The following is a 21,898-nucleotide window of genomic DNA, read 5'->3' as shown; positions in this document are numbered from 1 at the left end:
TCGGTGGTCGCACCTAGCATGGTTGGCGCCCTCCCCGACAGGGCCGAAGCAGTGGTCCGATACGCTTTTCGAACGTCTGTTCGGGGGAAGGTCGAATACCGAAGGGAACCGTTGTGGCCGATCGGCTTGTCGTTCGCGGGGCTCGCGAGCACAACCTGCGAGGGGTGGACCTCGACCTGCCGAGGGACAGCCTCATCGTGTTCACCGGGCTCTCCGGCTCGGGCAAGTCCAGCCTCGCCTTCGACACGATCTTCGCCGAAGGCCAGCGCCGCTACGTCGAGTCGCTGTCGGCGTACGCGCGGCAGTTCCTCGGCCAGATGGACAAGCCGGACGTCGACTTCATCGAGGGCCTGTCGCCCGCCGTGTCGATCGACCAGAAGTCGACCAGCCGCAACCCGCGGTCGACCGTCGGCACCATCACCGAGGTCTACGACTACCTGCGGCTCCTCTACGCCCGCGCCGGCAAGGCGCACTGCCCGACCTGCGGCGAGGCGATCAGCAAGCAGACGCCGCAGCAGATCGTGGACCAGGTGCTGGCGATGGAGTCGGGCACCAAGTTCCAGGTGCTCGCCCCCGTCATCCGGGGCCGCAAGGGCGAGTACCTCGACCTGTTCTCCACCCTCCAGTCCCAGGGCTACTCGCGCGCCAAGGTCGACGGCGTGGTGTACGCGCTGGGCGAGGTGCCCAAGCTGAAGAAGCAGGAGAAGCACCACATCGCGGTCGTGATCGACCGGCTGAGCGTGAAGGCCAGCTCGAAGCAGCGGCTGACCGACTCGGTGGAGACGGCGCTGCGCCTGGCCGACGGCCTGGTCGAGCTGGAGTTCGTCGACGTGCCGGAGAACGACCCCGGCCGGGTGCGCGGCTTCTCGGAGAACCTGGCCTGCCCGAACGCCCACCCGCTGGCGATCGAGGACCTGGAACCCCGGTCGTTCTCGTTCAACTCGCCCTACGGCGCCTGCCCCGTGTGCACCGGCATCGGCGTGCGCAAGGAGGTCGACCCGGAACTGGTCGTGCCGGACGACGAGCTGTCCCTCGCCGACGGCGCCATCGCACCGTGGGCGACCGGCCAGACCGCCGAGTACTTCACCCGGTTGTTGGAATCGCTGGGGCTTGCGATCGGGTTCCGGACGGACACGCCGTGGCGGCAGCTGCCCGCCAAGGCGCAGAAGGCGGTGCTGCACGGCGTCGACGAGCAGGTCAACGTCCGCTACAAGAACCGCTACGGCCGCGAGCGCTCCTACTACGCCAACTTCGAGGGCGTGATCCCGTTCCTGGAACGGCGGCAGGAGCAGACCGAGTCCGAGTACATGCGGGAGAAGTACGAGGGCTACATGCGGGAGGTGCCGTGCCCGTCCTGCCAGGGCACCCGCCTCAAGCCGGAGATCCTGGCCGTCACGCTGCACCACGGGCGCAAGGGCGACAAGTCCATCGCCGAGGTGTGCGCCATGTCCGTGGGGGAGTGCTCGGAGTTCCTGGACGGGCTGAAGCTCGGCAAGCGCGAGTCGATGATCGCGGGCGCGGTGCTCAAGGAGATCCAGGCCCGGCTGCACTTCCTGCTCGACGTGGGCCTCGACTACCTGTCACTGGACCGCGCGTCCGGCACCCTCTCGGGTGGTGAGGCGCAGCGGATCAGGCTCGCGACGCAGATCGGCTCCGGACTGGTCGGCGTGCTGTACGTGCTGGACGAGCCGTCGATCGGCCTGCACCAGCGCGACAACCACCGGCTGATCGAGACGCTGAGCAGGCTCCGCGACCTGGGCAACACGCTGATCGTGGTCGAGCACGACGAGGACACCATCCGCACGTCCGACTGGGTGGTCGACATCGGCCCCGGCGCGGGCGAGCACGGCGGCAAGGTCGTGCACAGCGGCCCGTACCAGGAGCTGCTGAAGAACAAGGAGTCGATGACCGGCGCGTACCTGTCCGGTCGCCGGTCGATCCCGATGCCCGCGGTGCGGCGCAAGGTCGACAAGAAGCGGCAGCTGACGGTGGTCGGTGCGCGGGAGCACAACCTGCGCGGCATCGACGTGTCGTTCCCGCTGGGTTGCCTGGTGTCGGTCACGGGCGTGTCCGGTTCGGGCAAGTCGACGCTGGTCAACGACATCCTGGCGACCGTGCTGGCGAACAAGCTCAACGGCGCCCGTCAGGTGCCCGGCCGGCACACCCGGATTCGCGGCCTGGAGCAGGTCGACAAGCTGGTGCAGGTCGACCAGTCGCCGATCGGCCGGACCCCGCGGTCCAACCCGGCCACCTACACGGGCGTGTTCGACCACGTGCGGAAGCTGTTCGCGGCGACCACCGAGGCGAAGGTGCGCGGCTACCAGCCGGGGCGGTTCTCGTTCAACGTCAAGGGCGGGCGCTGCGAGGCGTGCGCGGGCGACGGCACGATCAAGATCGAGATGAACTTCCTGCCGGACGTCTACGTGCCGTGCGAGGTGTGCAAGGGCGCCCGGTACAACCGCGAGACGCTCGAGGTGCACTACAAGGGGAAGACGATCGCCGAGGTCCTCGACATGCCGATCGAGGAGGCCGCGACGTTCTTCGAGCCGATCAACTCGATCCACCGGCACCTGCGCACGCTGGTCGACGTCGGCCTCGGGTACGTGCGGCTCGGGCAGCCCGCGCCGACCCTGTCCGGCGGTGAGGCGCAGCGGGTGAAGCTGGCGGCCGAGCTGCAGAAGCGGTCCACCGGCAAGACGGTGTACATCCTCGACGAGCCGACCACCGGCCTGCACTTCGAGGACATCCGCAAGCTGCTCGGCGTGATCAACGGGTTGACCGACAAGGGCAACACGGTGATCGTGATCGAGCACAACCTCGATGTGATCAAGACTTCGGACTGGGTGGTCGACATGGGTCCGGAGGGCGGGTCCGGTGGCGGCATGGTGATCGCCGAGGGCACGCCGGAGCAGGTAGCGGACGCCGAGGACAGCTACACCGGGCAGTTCCTGCGCCAAGTGCTACCCGCCGAGGCCGCAGTCGGCTGAGCAGAGACGACTCTGAACAGAGACAACTCTGCGCAGAGATCACCCTGAGCGGAGATCACCCGAAGGCGCTACGCCCGGCGGGGATGAATGGTAATCCGGATTGTGTTGCCGGAAGTATGGAGGAGCGGCGGCCTGGCACCGGAGCACGACCCAGGCCGCCCGAACGACCCTGGCCGCCCGGACGACTCAGCCCGCCCGGACCGCTCAGTCCCGTGAACGACTCGGGCCGTCCCGTGAACGGACGGTCGTCCCGTGGTGAACGGATGGTCGTTGGGCGGATGGTCGTCCTGTGGACGGACTCGGTCGCGTGGACGGACTCGGTCGCGTGGACGGACTCGGTCGCGTGGACGGATGGGGGTCGCGCAGGTGGTAGTCGTGCGTGATCATGGTGGTATGCCGCTGAACTCGTACCGATTCCGCAGTGTGTGGTCGGTGGACAGCACTCCTGCGCAGACCTTCGAGGTGCTGGCCGATCTGCGCAGCTACCCGCACTGGTGGCGTGAGGTGCGGGAGGCGCGCCAGGTCGCCGAGAACGCGGCCGAGCTGCGCTGCCGTTCCGTCCTGCCGTACGACCTGGTCTTCGAGACGCACCATAACGCCAAGGACCCCGACGCGGGATTGCTGCGCGCCGACCTCCTCGGCGACATGGACGGCACGGTGAGCTGGCGGATCTTCGCCGACGGCACCGGCTCGCGCATCGTGTACGACCAGGAGGTCGTGGTCTGCAAGCCGCTGCTTCGCCGCATCGCCCTGGTCAGCCGTCCGATCCTCAAGGCCAACCACGAGTTGATGATGCGCAGCGGCCAACGTGGCCTCCGCACGTACCTCGCCGGCTTCCAAGCCGCGACCCAAACCACCCAGGGCACCCAGGCCACCCAAACCACCCAGGCCACCTAGGCCACTTCTCAAGCCGCCTCCAACCCCTGACCCGCCCGCCGTTCCGGCACCACACCCGCGTGAGTCCTACGTTCCGGACGCGTGAGTCCTACGTTCGGGACATCCGAGTTCAACGCTCAGGACGACCCGTCGGCGGTGTTGATGCTGTCGGATGATCAGGTGCGGTGGCGTAGGGAGTGGCCGGGTAGGGCGTTGGTTCGACGGCCCTCGTCGATCACCGGCACCCCGTTGACGAGGACGTGCGTGATGCCGACGGCCGGCTGTCGGGGCTGGTCGAACGTGGCCCGGTCGGTGATCGTGTCCGGGTCGAACAGCACCAGGTCCGCCGCGTACCCCACCTTGACGAGCCCGCGGTCGGCTAGACGCAGTCGGCGGGCGGCACGCCCGGTCAGGTGGGCCACGCACTCCTCCAACCCGAGCACCCCCAGCTCCCGCACGTACCGGCCGAGGTAACGCGGGAACGTGCCCCACCCGCGCGGGTGGGGTTGGTCGCCCACCAGCAGTCCGTCGCTGCCGCCGGTGTGCGCCGGGTGCCGCATGATCGCCCGCACGTTGTCCTCGTCGCCCACGTGCATCAAGCACGACGTGCCCAACCGCTCCGACACCAGCACGTCGAAGTACAGCTCGGCGGGCGGCCGTCCGGCCCGGCGCGCGGACTCCGCGACGGAACGCCCGACCAGGTGCGCGTTCGCCGCCGCACGCACCCCGCTGACCTCGATCGCCTCCCAGTCCACCGGCACACCGTGGCACCCGTCCGACCCGGTCTCCTCGACCTCCACCCGGATCCGCTCCCGCACGTCCACATCGGACAGCCGGGCCAACGTCGCCTCCGGCCCACCCGCGCCGACCCAGCTCGGCAGCAACGCGGACAGGTACGTCGCACCCGGCAGGTACGGGTACGTGTCCAGCGTGACGTCCACGCCGGCCGCCAGGGCGTCGTCGAGCAACTCCAGCAGCTCACCCGCCCGACCCCGGTTGACCTCGAAGTTCATCGTCGCGTGCGCCAGGTGCAGCGGGCAGCCGGACTCGCGCGACACCCGCACCATCTCCGCGTACGCCTCCAGCGCGCCGGCGCCGTAACTGCGGTGGTGCGGGCTGTAGAACCCGCCGAGCCCGCCGACGACCCGGCACAGCGCGGTCAACTCGGCCGTGTCCGCGTACATCCCGGGCGTGTAGGTCAGACCCGACGACATCCCCACCGCGCCCTCGCGCAACGACCGCGCCAGCACGTCACGCATCCGGTCCAGCTCGGCGTCGGTGGCGGGCCGGTCGTCGTACCCGACGCACAACATCCGCAACGTCCCCTGCGGCACGAGGTACGCGGCGTTGACCGCGATGCCCCGGTCGAGGCGGTCCAGGTACTCGCCGACCGACCGCCAGTCCCAGTCGAACCCCGGCGGGTCGTCGTTCCACCCGGCCAACTGCCCGCGCAGCACGGCCAGCACGTCGTCGTCCACCGGCGCGTACGACAGCCCGTCCTGACCGAGGACCTCCGTGGTCACACCCTGGGACACCTTGGCCAGGTGGTCCGGCTCGGCCAACACCCGGAGGTCGGAGTGGGAGTGCATGTCGATGAAACCGGGCGCGAGGACCAGCCCGTCCGTGTCGACCACCCGCCGGCCGCCGAGCCGAGAGCCCAGCAGAGAACCGCTCAGAGAACCGCGCCGAGAGTCGATCGCCGCGATCCGGCCGGCGCGCACGCCGACATCGGCCCGGTACGAGGGCGCGCCGGTGCCGTCCACCACCCGCGCGCCCCGGAAGACGATGTCCACGCCGCTGCCCTCACCAGTAGGTGCCCCACGAGCACGTGTCTCAGAAGTACGTGCGCACCAGGTCGACCACGGTGGTGCCGTCGACCACCGGGATCAGCGGCCACTTGTCGAACACCGTGCACGGGTGCGACAGGCCGAGGCCGACCCAGTCACCGACCTCCACCTCGTCCCCGGACAGCCGCATGAACGCGTGCTGGTCGTTGAGCGCCGTGACCTCCGCCCGCAACGGACGCTCCACACCGTCACGCCCGCGCACCACCTGCGGCTCCGGCAGCCCTTCGTCGAACGACGCGTCCCTCTTGCCCAGCGTCAGCAACGCCAGGTCCTGCTGGGGCCGCGACGTCACCTGCGCCCACGCGCGCAACGCCGGCCGGAACGGTTCCGCGCCGGACATCCGGCTGAACGGCGACACACCGCGGTAGAACCCGTCGTCGTGGGTGATGTACGCACCGCTGCGCAGCACCGGCCGCACCGGGAACGGCCACGTCTCGGTCAACCTCGCCGCCACCTGGTCGAAGTACGCGCTGCCGCCCGCGGTGACGATCGGCTCGTCCACCTCGACCATGCCGCCCAACGCGATCGCCAACTCGCGCAGCGCGGTCAGGTAACCGTCCACAACGGACTGCGCCGCGGCCGACGCGTCGTGGGCCAACGCACCCTCGTAACCCCCGACGCCCACAAGCCGCAACGTCGGGGCGGCGACCACCGCGCGCGCGACGTCGAGCGCCGTGGCCAGGTCGCGCGCACCGGTCCGGCCGCCGGGCGCACCCAGCTCGACCAGCACGTCCACCGGGCGCGCGACCGTGCCCAACGCCTCGGTCATCCGCGCCACGCCCGCCACGGAATCCGCCCAACAGGTGAACTCGAACGTGTCATCGGCGGCCAGTTCCGCGGCCAGCCACCGCAGTCCGGCCGGGTCAACCAGCTGGTTGGCCAGCACCACCCGCCGCACCCCGAACGCCCGGTACACCCGGAGCTGGCTGGTGTTGGCCGCCGTGATGCCCCACGCGCCGTGCTCCAACTGGCGGACGAACAGCTGCGGGGCCATCGTCGTCTTGCCGTGCGGCGCCAGCAGCACACCCCGGTCGGCGCACCAACGGGCCATGGTGGCGAGGTTGTGCTCCAGCGCGGCGGCGTCCAGCACGACCAGCGGCCCGACGAAACCGTCGGCGAACAGGTCGAGCCGGCGCCCGGCCACGTCGCCGATCGTCGCGCCGAACACGTCCGACGGCAGGCCTTTGAACCGCCAGTCGACCCGTTCGTCGCGGATGGCGGCCACAGCGTCCAGGTCCACGTTCCCGCCCCTCACGTTGCATGTAACGCAACGACTATTGCGCGATGTGATCACCCAGTGTGTAACATTCGGTCGGCCGCCCCGTCAATCAAGCGAACCCGAGGGAGTGCGGATGCGGTTCGACCTGCCGGGCGGCGTGGTGTGCCTGGGCGAGACCATGGCGGTCCTGGTCCCCGCCGAACCCGGCCCGGTGCGCGCCGCGCGCACGTGGACGCGAGCCATCGGCGGCGCCGAGTCCAACGTCGCCATCCACCTGGCACGGCTGGGCGTCCGCAGCCGGTGGGTGAGCGCCGTCGGTGACGACGCGTTCGGCGGGGCCGTCCTCGACGCCGTCGGCGGCGCGGGCGTGGACGTCACCGGCGTGCGCGTCGACCCCGACCGGCCGACCGGCCTCTACGTCAAGGAAGCGGACGCCGACGGCAGCCCCGTGCGCTACTACCGGCGCGGCTCGGCGGCGTCCGCCATGGGCCCGGACACGCTGGACCGGCTCGACCTGGACGGCGTGGTGCTGACGCACGTCAGCGGCATCACGGCGGCGCTGTCCGACCGCTGCCTCGACCTGCTGCGCGCGATCCTGGCCCGACCGCGCGCCGTCACCGTGTCGTTCGACCTGAACTGGCGGCCCGCCCTGTGGCGCGACCGCGACCCGTCGGTCCTGCGCGACCTGGCCGACGCCGCGGACGTCGTGCTCGCCGGCTCGGACGAGGCACAGACCGTCTGGGGCACAGGCGATCCGGCGGAACTGCGGGCGCTGCTGCCGGGACCGACGACCCTCGTGATCAAGCAGGGTGCGCGCGGCGCGACCGTGGTGGAGGGCGGCGCGACGACGTTCCAGCCCGGCTTGCGGGTCGACGTGGTGGAGCCGGTCGGCGCGGGTGACGCGTTCGCCGCCGGCTACCTCGCCGCCCACCTCGCCGGCGACCCACCGGGGCGACGCCTGCGCGCCGGCCACCTCCAAGCCGCCGCCGCACTGCTCACCAGGGAGGATGTCGGCGACCCGCTGCCGCCCGCGGTGACCGTGCCGCTGCTGGACGCCGACTCCCGCACGTGGGCCGCCGCACACCTGAGGAGACGTCGATGAGCCAAAGCCTGGACCGGGCGCTGACCCTGGTGGGGGAGCTGGCCACCGGACCGAAGACGCTGGACGAGCTGTCGGGCGTCATCGACGTGCACAAGTCGACCGCCATGCGGCTGCTGCGGACCCTGGAGTCCCACCGGTTCGTGCAGCGCGAAGGCGTGCACCACTACCGGCTCGGCACCGCGCTGTTCGACCTGGCCAACCGGGCGCTGGAGGAGCGGGACGTGCGGCGCAGCGCCGAGAACGCCCTGCGCGAGCTGAACACCCGCACCGGCTACACCGTCCACCTCGCGTCCTACGAGGGCGGTGAGGTCATCTACATCGACAAGTACGACAGCACCCACCCGATGCGGATGTACTCGCGCATCGGCCGGCGCGCCCCGCTGCACTGCACCGCCGTGGCCAAGGTGCTGCTGTCTGACCTGCCCGAGCCGCGCCGCCGGGAGGTCGCGAACACCATCGACTACGTGCCGCTGACGGCGAACACCATCACGTCACCGGACGCCTACCTGGCCGAGCTGGACCGCGTCCGCACCGCCGGCTACGCGGTGGACAACGCCGAGCACGAGGACTTCATCCACTGCATCGCCGCCCCCGTGCGCGGCGCGCGCGGCGAGGTCGTGGCGGCGGTGTCGATGTCCGTGCCCAAGGTGCTGCTCGACTTCGAGGGCCTGCTCGCCCACCTGCCCGACCTGCTCGCGACGGCGCGGGCCGCGTCCGTCGAGTGCGGCTGGTCGCCCCGCGACTGACCCGGCCCCCGGCCGGAGAACTTCAGCCAAGAGAAGAGGAAACGCATGTCGAAGACCGAGATCAGGACCGCCGACGCGCCCACCCCGGTGGCCGCGTTCTCCCAGGGCGTCCGCAAAGGACCTGTCCTGCAGGTGGCGGGCCAGGTCGCGTTCGACCCGGCCACCGGCGCCGTCGTCGGCGACACCGTGGCCGAGCAGACCCGGCAGGCGCTGCGCAACGTCGCCGCCGTCCTCGCGGCGGGCGGCGCGTCCCTCGCCGACGTGGTGATGATGCGCGTCTACCTCACCGACACCGCCCACTTCGCCGACATGAACGCCGTCTACGACGAGTTCGTCACCGAGCAGCCGTTCCCGGCGCGCACCACCGTCTACGTCGGCCTGCCCGCCGGGCTCCTGGTCGAGATCGACGCCCTCGCGGTACTCGACTGACCCCTACTTCTGCCGGTGGTTCTGCGTGGTCTTCGCCGGCCGCGACGGCTTGACTCTGAGGCGCAACCCCCCTCGGAGCAAGCACGTCAGGGAAGGACCCGGCGATGGCTAGGAACGCATCACCGATCGGCTGAACGCGGAGACCACCCGCCGCTCCGCGCAGACGGCGGCGGACTACGGACGCGACCGCACGGCCGCGGCCCGGTCACGGCACTCCCCCGCCGCGACCGGGTCGCCCAGGTCGTCGTGCACGTCGGCCAGCGCGTCGAGCGCACCCGCCAGGCGCTGGTGCCGGTGCCCGTCCGCCAACCCGACCGCCGCCGCCAGCTCCACCCGCGCGCCCTCCGGGTCACCCAGCCGGTGCAGAGCGAGCCCCCGCAGGTAGTGCGCGTCGCACAGGCTCGGCAACGCCGTGCGCACCAGCCCCAGCGCTTCTTCGGCCGCCGCCAGGACCTCGGGCCACCGCGCCAACCGGCACAGGCTGTCCGCCATGCGCACCAACAACGTCGCCGACATCTCCGCCGTCATCACCGGCGCCAGCTCCAGCCGCCCGGACCGCACGTCCGCCAACAGCTCCCGGTTCACCTCCAACGCGTCCTCGTACCGCGCCAACCGGTCCAGCACCAACGCCAAGCACGACAACGAGATCCGCTCGCCCAACGGGTACCCGGCCGCCCGGAACAGCTCCTGCGCCCGCCGCGCGCTGACCTGCGCCGCCTCCAGCAGCCCGGTCCGCAGCTCCGACACCGACCGGTAGTGCAGCGCCCAACCCTGCTCCCGGACGTCCCCCGCCTCCACCGCCGCGCGCCACGCCTCGTCGTGCAACGCCAACGCCTCCGCGTGCCGCCCCATCAGCACCTCCAGCGTCCACGTCAGGAAGTTCAGCTGCACGGCCTCGTCCCGCACGCTGCCCAACGCCCGCGCCGCCGCCACCCCCGCGGTGAACACCTCGACCCACGTCTCACCACGTCCGCGCTGGTCGGAGTACCAGTGCATGGCCGTCGCCAGGCCCAACACCTCGACGTGCAGCCCGTCCGCGCCGGCCCACCGCAGCGCACCCAGCCAGTTCGCGGTCTCCGCGGCCAGCCAGGCGTCCGCCTCCTCCTGACCGCCCAACGCCCCCGACGGCGCCGCGTCCGGCCCGAAGAACCCCGCCGCCTCCACCGCCGTCCCGAGCAGCCAGTCCACCGCACGCCGCCGAGCCCGCGCGACCACCGGCGCCGGCTCCTCGTCGGCCAGCCGCTCACCCGCGAACACCCGGATCAGGTCGTGGAACACGTACCGACCGGGCACCTCGGCGGTGTCCAGCAGGCTCATGTCGACCAGTTCCTCCAACGTGTCCTCGGCCGCGAACCGGTCCACATCGGCCAGCACCGCCGCCAACTCCGGCCCGAAGTCCGCCCCCGGCACCAACGACAGCCTGCGGAACAGCACCGCCGCCTTCTCGCCCAGCTGCCGGTACGACATCTCGAACGCCGTCCGCACCTGGAGGTCACCCGCCGTCAACGCGGACAGCCTGCGCCGCTCGTCCACCAGCTGGCCCGCCAGGTGCCCGATCGTCCACTTCGGACGGCTCGCCAACCGGTTGCCCGCGATCCGCAGCGCCAGCGGCAGGTGCCCGCACAGCTTCGCCACCCGCGCCGTCGCCACCGGCTCCGCGCCGACCCTGGCCCGGCCGGCGATCGCGCCGAGCAGCTCGAACGACTCGCCCTCGTCCAACACGTCCAGCCCCAGCCGGCGGCCCGCCTCCAACCCGCCGAGCACCAGCCGGGACGTCACCACCACCAACGACCGCCCGCCCGTCGCCAGCAGCGGACGCACCTGCGCCTCGTCGGACGCGTTGTCCAGCACCAACAACGTCGACCGCTCCCGCAGCCGCGCCCGGTACAGGTCCGAGCGCTCACCGTCGCCGGCCGGGATGTTCTTCTCCTCGACGCCGAGCGCCAACAGCATCCGGTGCACCACCTCGGACGGGTGGACCGGCCGCACGTCCATGCCGCGGAGGTTGAAGAAGAAGCACCCGTCCGCGAAACGGGACGCCAACCGGTACGCCGCCCGGACCGCCAACGCAGTCTTGCCCGCACCCGGCGGACCGTGCACGACCACCAGCGACGTGGAGCCCGGCCGCGTCTCCTCCGCGACCGCCGCCAGCACGGCCAACTCGGCCTCGCGCCCGGTCAGGTCCGCGACGTCCGGGGGCAACGCCGACGGCGTCACCGACGGCGCCCGCCGGGCCCGGCCCTCCTTGGCGGCGTCCAACAACGCCCGGGTGTCCGGTTCCGCCAGCGACAGCACACCGGCCAACGCCTCCACCGTGCGCCGCTGCGGCCCCTTCGCGCGACCGCGTTCCATGTCGCTGATCGCCCGCACGCTGACCCCGGAGCCGTCCGCCAGCTCTTCCTGCGTCAACCGGACCCGCAACCGGTGCGCGCGCAGCAGCTCACCGAACGTCGTGACCACACGTCGACATTAGTGCGCCGCGCCCCCGCGACCTGCGGCCGACCTCGGCGATGCCGATCACGTCGGTTTCCGGTGACGCGTTACTGGTAAGACCACACCCCATGAAGTGGTACGCGGATCGCTCGCCCCGGCTGGCGCGGCAGGTGGTGGCCGACCTGCTGGCGGTCGCCTGGATGTGGTTCTGGACGACCGTGGCCCTGGCGGTGGGCGACGCGGTCCGCACGTTGCGCGCGCCGGGCGACGGGCTCGTCGACGCGGGGCGCAACCTGAGCGAGACGTTCGGGGACGCCGCCGCCAAGGCCCGAGGCGTCCCGCTGGTCGGCGGGCAGCTGGCCGACGCGCTGGACCGGGGCAAGTCGGCGGGCGGCACGCTGTCCGACGCGGGCGGCGCCCAGATCGACGCTGTCGAGACCACCGCCCTGTGGCTCACCGTCGCGTTCATCGCCCTGCCGCTGGCGTTCCTGCTGATCACGTGGCTGCCGCTGCGGCTGCGGTTCGCCCGGCGGGCCGCCGTGGCGCGACGACTGCGTGATCAAGGCCGCCACGACCTGCTCGCGCTGCACGCGCTCAACACCCTGTCGCTGCGCGACCTGGCGGCGTTCCCCGGCGACCCCGTCGAGGGCTGGCGCCGCCAGGACGCCGTCGTCGTCAAGGCCCTCGCCGACCGGCAGCTCAGGGCCAGCGGGGTCCACCCCTGACAGCACGACGCCGGGGCCCCGTGCGGGACCCCGGCGTCGTGCCTGCTCAGAGCTCTAGCCCAGGTAACGGTGCCAGAAGTACTGACCCTGCGGACCGTAGAGGACCACGTTCGAGTCGTTCTGGACCATCAACCGGTCCGCCGCCGTGCGGTCGGTGCGGCTGTGCCACACCGGCACACCGGCCGCCGTGTAGACGACGAAGTTGCCGTCCACCTGAAGGGTCGCGTACGTCGCGCCCGAGCCGTTGGAACGCGTGTGCCACAGCGGCTGACCGGTCGCCGTCGCGTACAGCACCAGGTTGCCGTCCGCCTGCATGACCAGCTTGTGCCGGCCGTCGTTGGACGACTTGCTCTGACCGGCGTTCAGTCGCTCGCCCTTGGCCAGCGTGTCGGCGACCGCGTTGGCGGTGTACAGCGACAGGTTCGGCGAGCCCGGACCGGCGTCCGCGACCCGGTTCGGCGTCGCGGCACCCTTCAACGCGGCCTGGACCTGCTCGGGCGTCGCGGTCGGCTTGCCCGCGAGGTACAGCGCCGCGGCACCCGCCACGTGCGGAGCCGCCATCGACGTGCCGCTGATCACCTCGGTGTCGTAGTCACTGCCGTTCCACGTCGACCTGATGTCCAGGCCCGGCGCGTACATGTCCGTGCAGGTGCCCCAGTTGGAGAACCACGCACGGGCGTCCCGGCTGTCCGAGGCGTTGACCGTGATGGCCTCGGCCACGCGGGCGGGGGAGATGTAGCACGCGTCCATCTCGTCGTTGCCCGACGAGATCGTGTACGTGATGCCCGACGCGATGGACCGGCGAACGGCCGCGTCCAGCACGTCGTCCGCCCAGCCGCCGAGGCTCATGTTCGCCACGGCCGGCTTCTGCGCGTTCGCGGTCACCCAGTCGATCCCCGCGACCACGCCCTCGGTGGTGCCGTAGCCGTCGCAGTCGAGGACCTTCACCGCGTGCAGCTTGACGCCCTTCGCCACACCGTGCGCCGCGCCGCCGACCGTGCCCGCGACGTGCGTGCCGTGGCCCGCGCAGTCGAAGTTGTAGCCGTCACCGGAGGTGTTGGCGTCGAACGTCGCCCGGCCACCGAAGTCGGTGTGCGTGGTGTGGATGCCCGTGTCGATCACGTAGGCGTGCACGTTCGAGGCGGTCGTGCCGTAGCTGAAGTGGTTGTTGAGCGGCAGGTCCCGCTGGCTGAGGCGGTCGAGGCCCCAGGACGGCGGGTTCGGCTGGTCGATCGTGGCCTTGAACTTCTGGTTCTGGGCGACGAAGTCCACGGCCGGGTCGGCAGCCAGCTTCTTCGCCGCCTGCTCGTTCATGGACGCCGAGAAGCCGTTCAGCGCGGCGGAGTAGCGGTGCGTGACCCGGGCGCCCACCTTCGCGGCGACCGCGTCCGTCTGCCCGGCGTCCTTCAGCACCACGATGTAGCTGTCCGCCACGGTGTCCGGTCTACCGGCGTTGCGGATTTCGCCTTCGGCCGCGTGCGCCGGCGTGATCACCAGCGCCGACGCCACCACAGCGGCGCCGGCCGTGCCGACTATCCGATTCCAAGGCGCGCGAAAACTACCCATGTCTGGGTTCCCCCCTTGAGCAGGGTCGATGTACGGGAGTTCGCGCGAACGTGATGCGAACAATAGCCAAGGAGGCCCCGCACACATACCCCTTAAATTCCGCACTCCGGGGACGTGAGCGCCGATACGCAGGTCACACCCCGTCCGAAGTGCGGGAGAGCGATGTGGATCACTCGACTGTCCCGCCGCGGGCGGAGCACGCGCCACGAACGTCCAACCCGCTTGTTCCGAACGCCGGAAAGCGGCGCTGCGAATGCACTATCCCAGTGTTGCGAATGCACTACCCACAGTCAGTAGACGGGACCGGTGTACTTCTCGCCCGGACCCTGGCCCGGCTCGTCCGGGTACGCCGACGCCTCGCGGAACGCGCGCTGCACGGACTGGAGGCCCTCGCGCAGCGGGCCGGCGTGCGGGCCGAGGTACTCGACCGACGCGGTGATCAGGCCGGCCAGCGCGGTGATCAGCCGGCGGGCCTCGTCCAGGTCGCGGCGCGGGCTGTTGTCCGGGTCCTCGTCGGCCAGGCCGAGGCGGTCGGCGGCGGCGGAGAGCAGCATGATCGCCGCCTTGCTGATCACCTCGACGCTGGGAACGTCGGACAGGTCGCGGACGTTGTTCGAAGGCAGGTCGGTCACGGGAGCCATTCTCGCAACCAGCCCGGACGGGTCGCCGATTCGGGGGTTGACAACGCCGTCTGCTACTATTCTCCGCGCGACCAGTCCCCACACGTGTGGGGACGGCAAGTGGAGCCCCGCTCCCACCCGAGTCTGCCGCTTCGTGCAGGTGGCCGGGTCCGGTCCATCGAAGGGTCGACTGCGCCCTTCGTTGTGCGATCGGTAGGAAGCGGGCCTCACACCGGGTAGGTGTGGGGCCTCTTGTCTTTGGCGCACAACGAGTCACAAAGGACGTGAATGACAAGTCCCTCGAACCGAGGTGCTCCGGTGAGCACCGAGCCGCGCATCAACGACCGCATCCGCGTGCCCGAGGTTCGTCTGGTCGGGCCGAACGGCGAGCAGGTCGGGATCGTTCGCATCGAGGACGCGCTCCGACTCGCCCAGGAATCGGATCTCGACCTCGTCGAGGTCGCCGCACAGGCTCGGCCGCCGGTCTGCAAGCTCATGGACTACGGCAAGTTCAAGTACGAGAGCGCGCAGAAGGCCCGTGAATCGCGCCGCAACCAGCAGCTGACGGTCATCAAGGAGCAGAAGCTCCGGCCGAAGATCGACCCGCACGACTACCTGACGAAGAAGGGCCACGTGGCCCGCTTCCTGTCGCACGGGAACAAGGTCAAGGTGACCATCATGTTCCGCGGCCGTGAGCAGTCCCGGCCGGAACTGGGTTACCGACTGCTGCAGCGGCTCGCTGAGGACGTCGCGGAGCTGGGGTTCGTCGAGTCGAACCCGAAGCAGGACGGCCGCAACATGATCATGGTGTTGGCGCCGCACAAGACCACGAAGACGCGTCCGATCAGGAACGACAGCGCCGACGAGGCGACGGACGAGTCTGTCGAAGAGTGATCTCCCGGCCTCCGGGCCGGGAGCAAGCATGGCCGCCCCCATCCCCGGTGGCTGCACGAGACTGAGGACGGAAATGCCCAAGAACAAGAGCCACAGCGGGACCTCCAAGCGCGTGAAGGTCACCGGCAGCGGCAAGCTGCTCCGCGAGAAGGCCGGCAAGCGCCACCTGCTGGAGAAGAAGTCCAGCAAGCTGACGCGTCGCCTCTCCGGCACCACCGAGGTCGCGAAGAACGACGTGCCGCGGCTGAAGAAGCTGCTCGGCCTCTAAGACCTTCACCCCCTTGAACACCGGGGCCCTCCCCGGCCCCACGAGATCGACAGGATGGACCCGTGGCACGCGTCAAAAGGGCAGTGAACGCCCAGAAGAAGCGCCGTACCACCCTTGAGCTCGCCAGCGGCTACCGCGGCCAGCGTTCGAGGCTGTACCGCAAGGCCAAGGAGCAGGTGCTCCACTCGCTCAACTACGCCTACCGGGACCGCCGCGCCCGCAAGGGTGACTTCCGGAAGCTGTGGATCCAGCGCATCAACGCCGGTGTCCGCGCCAACGGCATGACCTACAACCGCTTCATCCAGGGCATGCGGCTCGCCGAGATCGAGGTCGACCGCAAGATCCTGGCCGAGCTGGCCGTCAGCGACCCGGCCGCGTTCGCCGCGCTGGTGGAGCTGGCCAGGGCCGCGCTGCCCGAGGACGTCAACGCGCCCGCCGAGGACAAGGCCTGAGCGCGAACGACCGCGCACCACGACCCGGGGATGCTCCGTTCACCGAACGGACTCCCCGGGTCGTTGCCGCTAAGCGTCTGACCAGGCGCTCCGGCCGTGACCGCGCCGAACGCTTCCTCGCCGAGGGCGCGCAGGCCGTGCGCGAGGCCCTGGCCTGGGCCGCCGCCGGCCGCGGCCGGGTGCACGAACTCTTCGTGACGTCCGTCGCCGCCGACCGGAACCCGGCGCTGGTGCGCGAGGCGATCGACGCCGGTGTGCCGCTGAGCGCCGTGACCGACAAGGCCGCCGCCGTGCTGTCGGACACCGTGACACCGCAGGGCATCGTCGCGGTGTGCTCGCTGGTGGACGTGCCGGTGGCGGTGGCGCTGCGGCCCGGGGTGCGGCTGGTGGCGGTGCTGCACGGGGTGGCTGATCCGGGGAACGCGGGCACGGTGGCCCGGGTCGCGGACGCCGCGGGCGCCGACGCGGTGATCTTCGCGGGCGACGCGGTCGACCCGCACAACGGAAAGTGCGTGCGTGCGTCGACGGGCAGCGTGTTCCACCTGCCGATCGCGCGGGTGCGCGATGCCGGTGAGGCGTTCGCCGCCTGCCGCGAAGCGGGGCTCCGGCTGGTGGCGGCGGACGGCTACGCGCCTGAGGACCTCGTCACCGCCGACCTGCGCGGTGACCTCGCGGCGCCCACGGCGTGGGTGTTCGGCAGTGAGGCGCACGGGCTGCCCGACGAGGTGGTGGCGGGGCTGGACGCTTCGCTGAAGGTGCCGATCTACGGCGGGGCCGAGAGCTTGAACCTCGCCACGGCCGCCGCCGTCTGCCTCTACGCGTCGGCTCGCGCCCAGCGGGCCTGATCACCGGCAGGCGGACGCGCGCCGTCCGCGTCGACCCGGGTCGACGCGGACGCCACGCGGTCGCCGTCCGCCGGCACCGTCGCTGTTCCGCCGTTCGCTGCTCCGCCCGTTCGAGGCGTCTGGAGCGTCACCCCTCCAGGCGGATGGACAGGGCGCGGAGCAGCGGGTCGCCGGTGGTCGGTTCGGACCGCGCCCTCAGCGCTTCTTCCAGCACGTTCGCGATGTCACCGAGGATCTGCGCCGGCGTCTCGTCGTTGACCAGGGCGCCGGCGCGGCGGGCTTCCGCCTCGGCGTTCACCGGGTCGCCCGAGTCGAGGAGGAACTTCGCGCCTCGTGCCACCAGGAACGTCTGCCAGTCGAGGTCCTCCAGCTGCGCGGCCAGTTCCTCGGCGATGCCGTTCTGCTCGATGGCCGCCGCGTGCTCGCCCGCCTGGACGTGCAGGAACGCCCGGATCGCGGCGATTCGCGCCGTCAGGTGGGTGCGGTGGTCCGGGTCCTCCACGGACGGCACCAGCGCTTCGGCCTCGGTCAGGGTGGTGGCGCACTCGGCGGCTTCGTCGTTCGGCAGCGCGGCTGCGGCCTCCACCAGGGAACCCGCCGCCTCGGCGAACTCCGACACCGCCTGCCACGCCGCCGCCGCGCCTTGGTACGCGGAGGCCGCCTCGACGCGGAGGTCCAGTCGGCGCAGGACGCCGGCCAGGACGTCCAGGACCATGGCCCGCCGCCACGGTTCGTCGGCCGGTACCAGACCGAGGGCCGCTTCCAGGTGCCGGCGGGCGGTTTCCGTCTCGTCCAGGCGTGCGCACACCTGGCCCAGCCGATAGCGGACGGGGACGACCACGTCGGGGTCCACGTCGCCGGCTTCGACGACCCGGACCGCTTCTTCCAGGGCCTCCGCGGCTTCCACGTGCCGGCCCGACTTCAGGTAGCCACCCGCCAGCGCGTAGCAAGCCTTCGCGACGTCGTCCGGCACGCCGACCTCGTGGCCGGCGGTGACCGCTTCCCGCAGTTCCGCCAGGTGCTCGGCCTCCAGCCCCAGCCGTTCCACCGACGCCACCCGCTGCCGGTGCGCCTCGGCAGTCCACGGGCCGCGCGGCGTGCTGAACGACGTGACGAACTCGGCGGCCGTGCGGACCGCGTCCTCGTCACCCTGGACCGTCTGCACCTTCACCAGCAGCCGGAGGGCGTCGAAGCGGACGGACGCGGACGGGCCCGCCGCCAGGATGTCCGTCACCTCGGCCTGCGCCTCCTCCAACCGCCCGGCGGACGCCAGGTGCTGGGCGCGGTCGCAGCGGGCCCGCGACACCAGCTCGGGTGCCTCCGCCTCGGCCAGCGCCAGCGCCTCCGCCGTCAACGCGCCCTGCTCGTCGGCGTAGGCGTTCTCGTCGGAGTCGGCGTCGCCGTCGGTGGCTGAGTCGGCCGCGTCGGCCAGCAGATCCGCCAGCAGCAGCCTGGTCAAAATGCGGGTGTAGGCGGTGCCGGCGACGTCGGCTTCGGCCAGGCACGTGCGCGCCACCGCGATGGACTCGGCCTGCCCGCCTTCCTCCGCGCGCAGCCCGGCGCTCCGCGCCCGGTAGCGGTTGGCCAGGTCGTGCTCACCGCACGCGGCCAGCCGCTCGATCGCGGCGTTCAGTTCGGCCAGCACCTCGACCTTCGGCCGCACGTGCCCGGCGACGGTCGCCCGCCGCGCCGCGACCAGCGCGCCCAGCGACTCGGGCAGCAACGGGTCCATGTCCTCGGGCAGCGACCGCAGCAGCCTCATGCCGAGGATGAACTCGCCCTGGTCGAACGCGTCGCACATGTTCTGCGCCAGCTCCACCGGGTCGGCGACCGCGACCGGCTCCTCGACCACGGGCACCGGGGGAGCGGCGACCGGCACGGCCAGCGGCACCGGGATGGTGTCCTGGGCGGCCAGCGTCACCTTGATCCGGGTGCTCACCGCGTCGGTGCCGTTGCGCCCGTCGAACCGGGCCGCGATCTCCAGGGCCTTCGCCTCCAGCAACTCCCGCAGCTCCGGCGCCGTCAGCACCGTCGTCCGCCCGTCCTGCGGCACGGCGAACTCCTCGTCCGCGGACACCCGGCTGAGCAGCAGCGCGGCGCCGGCGGCGAAGTGCATGGCCCGTGACGGACTGGTCGAGTGGTGCACCCGGTGCAGGTGGCCGCGCAGCAGCTCCACACCCCGCCGCACGTTGCCCGACGTCGCGCAGAACTCCAGGTGGTCGTCCAGGTACCCGCCGACCAGGTCGTCACGCACCAGCCGGTACGCCACCACGTGCGCCTGCCGCGCCCGGTCCAGCTCCCCGAGCGCCACGAACGCGGGCGTCAACGTGGTCAGGATGCCCTGCGGCTGCGTCGCGCACCCCGTCTCCTGCGCCAGCTGGTGCTCCGCGTGCGCGACCGCCTCGGCGTGCCTGCCCTGCCGGATCAGGTGCCCGGCCTGCTCCTCGATGACGCACGCCTCGCAGTCGCTCATCGGACCGCGGTCCACCGCCAGGTAGCGGGCGAAGTGCTCCCGGTACGCCTCGTCGTCGCCGACGTGCGCGGCCAGGTCGGCGCGCGCGCCGTGCACCGGCTGCATCGAGTAGCCGAGCCGCTGGTAGCGGGCCGCGAGCTGGTCCACGAACGAGCCGATCTGCGCCAACGTGAACCGGTGGTCCGCGATCAGGCCGCTGACGATCCACTTGTGCGCCCAGTCGAAGCTGTGCGTCTCCCACTCGTCGAACGCCGTGGGGTCGCGCTGCTCCGCCGTGCCGCACCACGCGAACGGCGCCAGCATCAGGTCGTAGCGGCCCAGGTCGTACGCGGAGCGGATCAGCGCGATCCGGCAGCTCACCGCCAGCGGCAGGTGGTCGAGGGCGTCCGCGGCCCGCGCCGCGCGTTCCAGCGCCTCGTGCCGCGCCATGCCCTCGGGCAGGTGGTACGCCTCCACGAACTGGCGCTCGGCGGCTTCCTTGTCCTCGTTCACCGCAGCATCATCCCTTTTGCCCGTCCACAGCACGGTCCAGCAGTTCCAGGAAAGAACGGTTCAGCGCCGCGGTGTCCTTCGGGCGCATCGGCCGCCGCGCTTGCAGCAGGGCGTGCACGTACAGGGACTCCACGGTCAGCTCCACCAGCGCCGGGTCGTCCAGCCCCGCCAGCCGCTTCACCAGCGGGTTGCGGCAGTTGAGCACGAGCCGCTGCGACGCGTCCGACGACGACTCCGCGAGGCTGCCCAGCAGTTCCGCCCACAGCGGGTCGGCCTGCTCGCCGACCTGCGCCGCGTCCCGCTTGCGCTCCGCTTCCACGTTCGTGACCAGCAGCGCGGGCAACGAGCCCGGGTCGAAGTCACGCGGCACGACCTCGCAGTCGTGCCGCTCCAGCACGTCCTTCGCCTGCACCAGACGCTCGCGCAGGGCGCGCTCCAGCTCGGCGTCGGGGTCGTCCAGCGCGGCGAGCACCTCGCTCGGCGCGACCCGGCGCGCGGCGGTCGGGCCGTCCAGCGCGACCAGGCGTTCCATGATCTCCACGTCGTAGGCGTAGCCCGCGTTGACCAGCCCCATGCCCTGGGCGTGCGCGACCGGCGCGAGCTGGCGGAACTCGTCCACCTCGGGCACGTGCGCGATCACGCCGTGCTTGCGGCGGAACTGGCGCAGCGACTGCGGGCCGTCGGTGGTCTCGAACGGCAGCCACCGCTCGACCAGGCGCAGCATCTCGTCGTCCGCCCTGGCCAGCGACTTGATGCCCAGGTGGTGCGCGTCCAGCAGGGCCCCGGTGCGCTCCGGGTTCGTCGCGTCGAGCCGGACCAGCCAGTCGCGGACCTGGCGGCCCAGCTCCTCTTGCACGGCCAGCAGCGTCTCGTCCTGGTAGAGCGCTTCGCGGCTCGCGGTGGGGCGCAGCGACGTCGTGTCCACCACGCAGCGCACGAAGTACGCCCACTCCGGGAGCAGGCCCTCGATGGCGTCGCCGACGAGCATCCGCTTCAGGTAGACGCGGTGCGACTGGCGGGCGCCGGGGTGCACGCCGCGCGGCAGCACGTACGCCACGCCCTTCAGGCCGACGGTCGGCACCTCGACCGGGATCGCGTCGAACGGGCGCACGCCCAGCACCTTCTCGCCGTACGCCATCGGGTCCTCGGTCCACGGCAGCTCGCCGTGCGTGATCACCTCGTCGCCGACTCTGACCGTCACCGGCAGCAGCTCGCCGTACTCCGAGACGAGCGCGCGCACCACGTCCCGCTCGAGCCAGTGCTCGGAATCGCGGTGCGGCACCAGTTCGATGGTGGTGCCGACTTCGCCCCGGGCGTCCTCGTCGACCTCCACCTCGTAGTTGCCGGCCGCGTCGGCCGTCCACCGCACCGCGGGCCCGCCGCGCGCGGACCGGCTGACCAGCCGGATGCGCTCGGCGACGAGGAACGCGGACAGCAGGCCGACGCCGAACTGGCCGAGGAACCCCTGGCGGGCGAAGCCGAGGTCGTCGCGCTTGGACGTGCGGCCCAGCGTGGAGAGCAGGTCGTGCACCTCGCGCTCGGTGAGGCCGATCCCGGTGTCGGAGATGCGGAGGGTGCCGCCGGAGGACCCGACCGGCTCGATCACGACCTCGCCCGGCGCGTCCGGCTGGAGCGCGCGGCGGGCGGTGATCGCGTCCACCGCGTTCTGCAGCAGTTCCCGCGCGTACACGCGAGGGCTGCTGTAGAGGTGGTGGCTGAGCAGGTCGATGATCCCGCGCAGGTCGACACCGAAGGTGTGTGCCATGGGAGTGGGGTTCCACCTCGGGTCAAGGTCAAGTGGGACGGACGATTCTAGGGGGCGTGCCGGCGGCTCGTGACCCGGTTTTCCGCTGATCGCCCGCCGGGTCCTGCTCGCGTGGTCAAGACTGCCACGGCCCACCGACAATTCCGGCCGCGGTGCGAT

17 protein-coding genes are annotated in these 21,898 nt (G+C 71.6%); 10 read left to right on the top strand and 7 right to left on the bottom strand.

Annotated features, from left to right (window positions below):
* Positions 1-113: 113 nt before the first annotated feature.
* Entirely contained in the window at positions 114-2,987 is a 2,874-nt protein-coding gene (uvrA, locus tag OQ02_RS34565) for an excinuclease ABC subunit UvrA (RefSeq protein ID WP_033442876.1), read from the top strand.
* 432 nt (positions 2,988-3,419) lie between these two features.
* Positions 3,420-3,884: an SRPBCC family protein gene (locus OQ02_RS34560; protein WP_197043629.1), complete on the top strand. Its 465-nt coding sequence runs from the start codon at positions 3,420-3,422 to the stop codon at positions 3,882-3,884.
* Between the two features lie 155 nt (positions 3,885-4,039).
* Here OQ02_RS34560 and OQ02_RS34555 read toward each other — a convergent pair whose 3' ends face one another.
* Both OQ02_RS34555 and OQ02_RS34550 read right to left on the bottom strand, forming a co-directional pair.
* Positions 4,040-5,656 (bottom strand): N-acyl-D-amino-acid deacylase family protein, encoded by a 1,617-nt coding sequence (locus OQ02_RS34555; RefSeq protein WP_033442875.1) that lies wholly within the window; start codon positions 5,654-5,656, stop codon positions 4,040-4,042.
* A gap of 40 nt (positions 5,657-5,696) precedes the next feature.
* On the bottom strand, positions 5,697-6,950 hold the full coding sequence (locus OQ02_RS34550) for an amino acid deaminase (protein ID WP_231500346.1): 1,254 nt from the start codon (positions 6,948-6,950) through the stop codon (positions 5,697-5,699).
* 112 nt (positions 6,951-7,062) lie between these two features.
* Here OQ02_RS34550 and OQ02_RS34545 point away from each other — a divergent pair, with 112 nt between their 5' ends.
* From OQ02_RS34545 to OQ02_RS34535, 3 genes are read left to right on the top strand one after another with little or no spacing between them, the layout of a single operon-like run.
* Positions 7,063-8,031 (top strand): sugar kinase, encoded by a 969-nt coding sequence (locus OQ02_RS34545; protein ID WP_081916147.1) that lies wholly within the window; start codon positions 7,063-7,065, stop codon positions 8,029-8,031.
* A complete protein-coding gene (locus OQ02_RS34540; RefSeq protein ID WP_033442873.1) occupies positions 8,028-8,777 on the top strand; it encodes an IclR family transcriptional regulator in 750 nt (249 codons plus the stop codon). The genes OQ02_RS34545 and OQ02_RS34540 overlap by 4 nt, the downstream gene beginning before the upstream one ends.
* A 45-nt stretch (positions 8,778-8,822) precedes the next feature.
* A complete protein-coding gene (locus OQ02_RS34535) occupies positions 8,823-9,206 on the top strand; it encodes a RidA family protein (protein ID WP_033442872.1) in 384 nt (127 codons plus the stop codon).
* Positions 9,207-9,380: 174 nt separating this feature from the next.
* Here the strand turns inward: OQ02_RS34535 and OQ02_RS34530 are convergent, their stop codons facing one another.
* Positions 9,381-11,666, bottom strand: a complete 2,286-nt coding sequence (locus tag OQ02_RS34530; protein ID WP_033442871.1) for an ATP-binding protein — start codon at positions 11,664-11,666, stop codon at positions 9,381-9,383.
* A gap of 101 nt (positions 11,667-11,767) precedes the next feature.
* Between OQ02_RS34530 and OQ02_RS34525 the strand changes: the two genes are divergently transcribed.
* Positions 11,768-12,364, top strand: coding sequence for a hypothetical protein (locus tag OQ02_RS34525; RefSeq protein ID WP_033442870.1), 597 nt, complete (start codon positions 11,768-11,770; stop codon positions 12,362-12,364).
* Between the two features lie 54 nt (positions 12,365-12,418).
* On the opposite strand, the gene OQ02_RS34520 is transcribed toward OQ02_RS34525, so the two are convergent.
* Positions 12,419-13,930 carry a S8 family serine peptidase gene (locus tag OQ02_RS34520; protein ID WP_081916146.1) on the bottom strand — a complete coding sequence of 504 codons (1,512 nt, stop codon included), beginning with the start codon at positions 13,928-13,930 and terminating at the stop codon, positions 12,419-12,421.
* 290 nt (positions 13,931-14,220) lie between these two features.
* Positions 14,221-14,571: a DUF1844 domain-containing protein gene (locus tag OQ02_RS34515; protein WP_033442869.1), complete on the bottom strand. Its 351-nt coding sequence runs from the start codon at positions 14,569-14,571 to the stop codon at positions 14,221-14,223.
* Positions 14,572-14,838: 267 nt separating this feature from the next.
* Here OQ02_RS34515 and infC point away from each other — a divergent pair, with 267 nt between their 5' ends.
* The 4 genes from infC to OQ02_RS34495 all read left to right on the top strand — a co-directional run bounded on the left by infC (position 14,839) and on the right by OQ02_RS34495 (position 17,009).
* The gene (infC, locus tag OQ02_RS34510; protein ID WP_033442868.1) at positions 14,839-15,444 is read left to right on the top strand and encodes a translation initiation factor IF-3; all 606 of its coding nucleotides are present in this window, start codon (positions 14,839-14,841) and stop codon (positions 15,442-15,444) included.
* Between the two features lie 73 nt (positions 15,445-15,517).
* The gene (gene rpmI, locus OQ02_RS34505) at positions 15,518-15,712 is read left to right on the top strand and encodes a 50S ribosomal protein L35 (protein ID WP_033442867.1); all 195 of its coding nucleotides are present in this window, start codon (positions 15,518-15,520) and stop codon (positions 15,710-15,712) included.
* A 62-nt stretch (positions 15,713-15,774) separates the two neighbouring features.
* A complete protein-coding gene (gene rplT / locus OQ02_RS34500; protein ID WP_033442866.1) occupies positions 15,775-16,164 on the top strand; it encodes a 50S ribosomal protein L20 in 390 nt (129 codons plus the stop codon).
* A complete protein-coding gene (locus OQ02_RS34495; RefSeq protein WP_081916153.1) occupies positions 16,161-17,009 on the top strand; it encodes a TrmH family RNA methyltransferase in 849 nt (282 codons plus the stop codon). The genes rplT and OQ02_RS34495 overlap by 4 nt, the downstream gene beginning before the upstream one ends.
* A gap of 127 nt (positions 17,010-17,136) precedes the next feature.
* Here OQ02_RS34495 and OQ02_RS34490 read toward each other — a convergent pair whose 3' ends face one another.
* Both OQ02_RS34490 and OQ02_RS34485 read right to left on the bottom strand, forming a co-directional pair.
* Positions 17,137-19,974 (bottom strand): hypothetical protein, encoded by a 2,838-nt coding sequence (locus tag OQ02_RS34490; RefSeq protein WP_033442865.1) that lies wholly within the window; start codon positions 19,972-19,974, stop codon positions 17,137-17,139.
* Positions 19,975-19,981: 7 nt separating this feature from the next.
* The gene (locus OQ02_RS34485) at positions 19,982-21,739 is read right to left on the bottom strand and encodes an HSP90 family protein (RefSeq protein WP_033442864.1); all 1,758 of its coding nucleotides are present in this window, start codon (positions 21,737-21,739) and stop codon (positions 19,982-19,984) included.
* Positions 21,740-21,898 lie beyond the last annotated feature (159 nt).

The organism is Saccharothrix sp. NRRL B-16314 (assembly GCF_000716595.1).
Taxonomy (GTDB): Bacteria; Actinomycetota; Actinomycetes; order Mycobacteriales; family Pseudonocardiaceae; genus Actinosynnema.
Note: the sequence above shows the minus strand (reverse complement) of the source record. Positions and strands in the feature narration are given on the sequence as shown.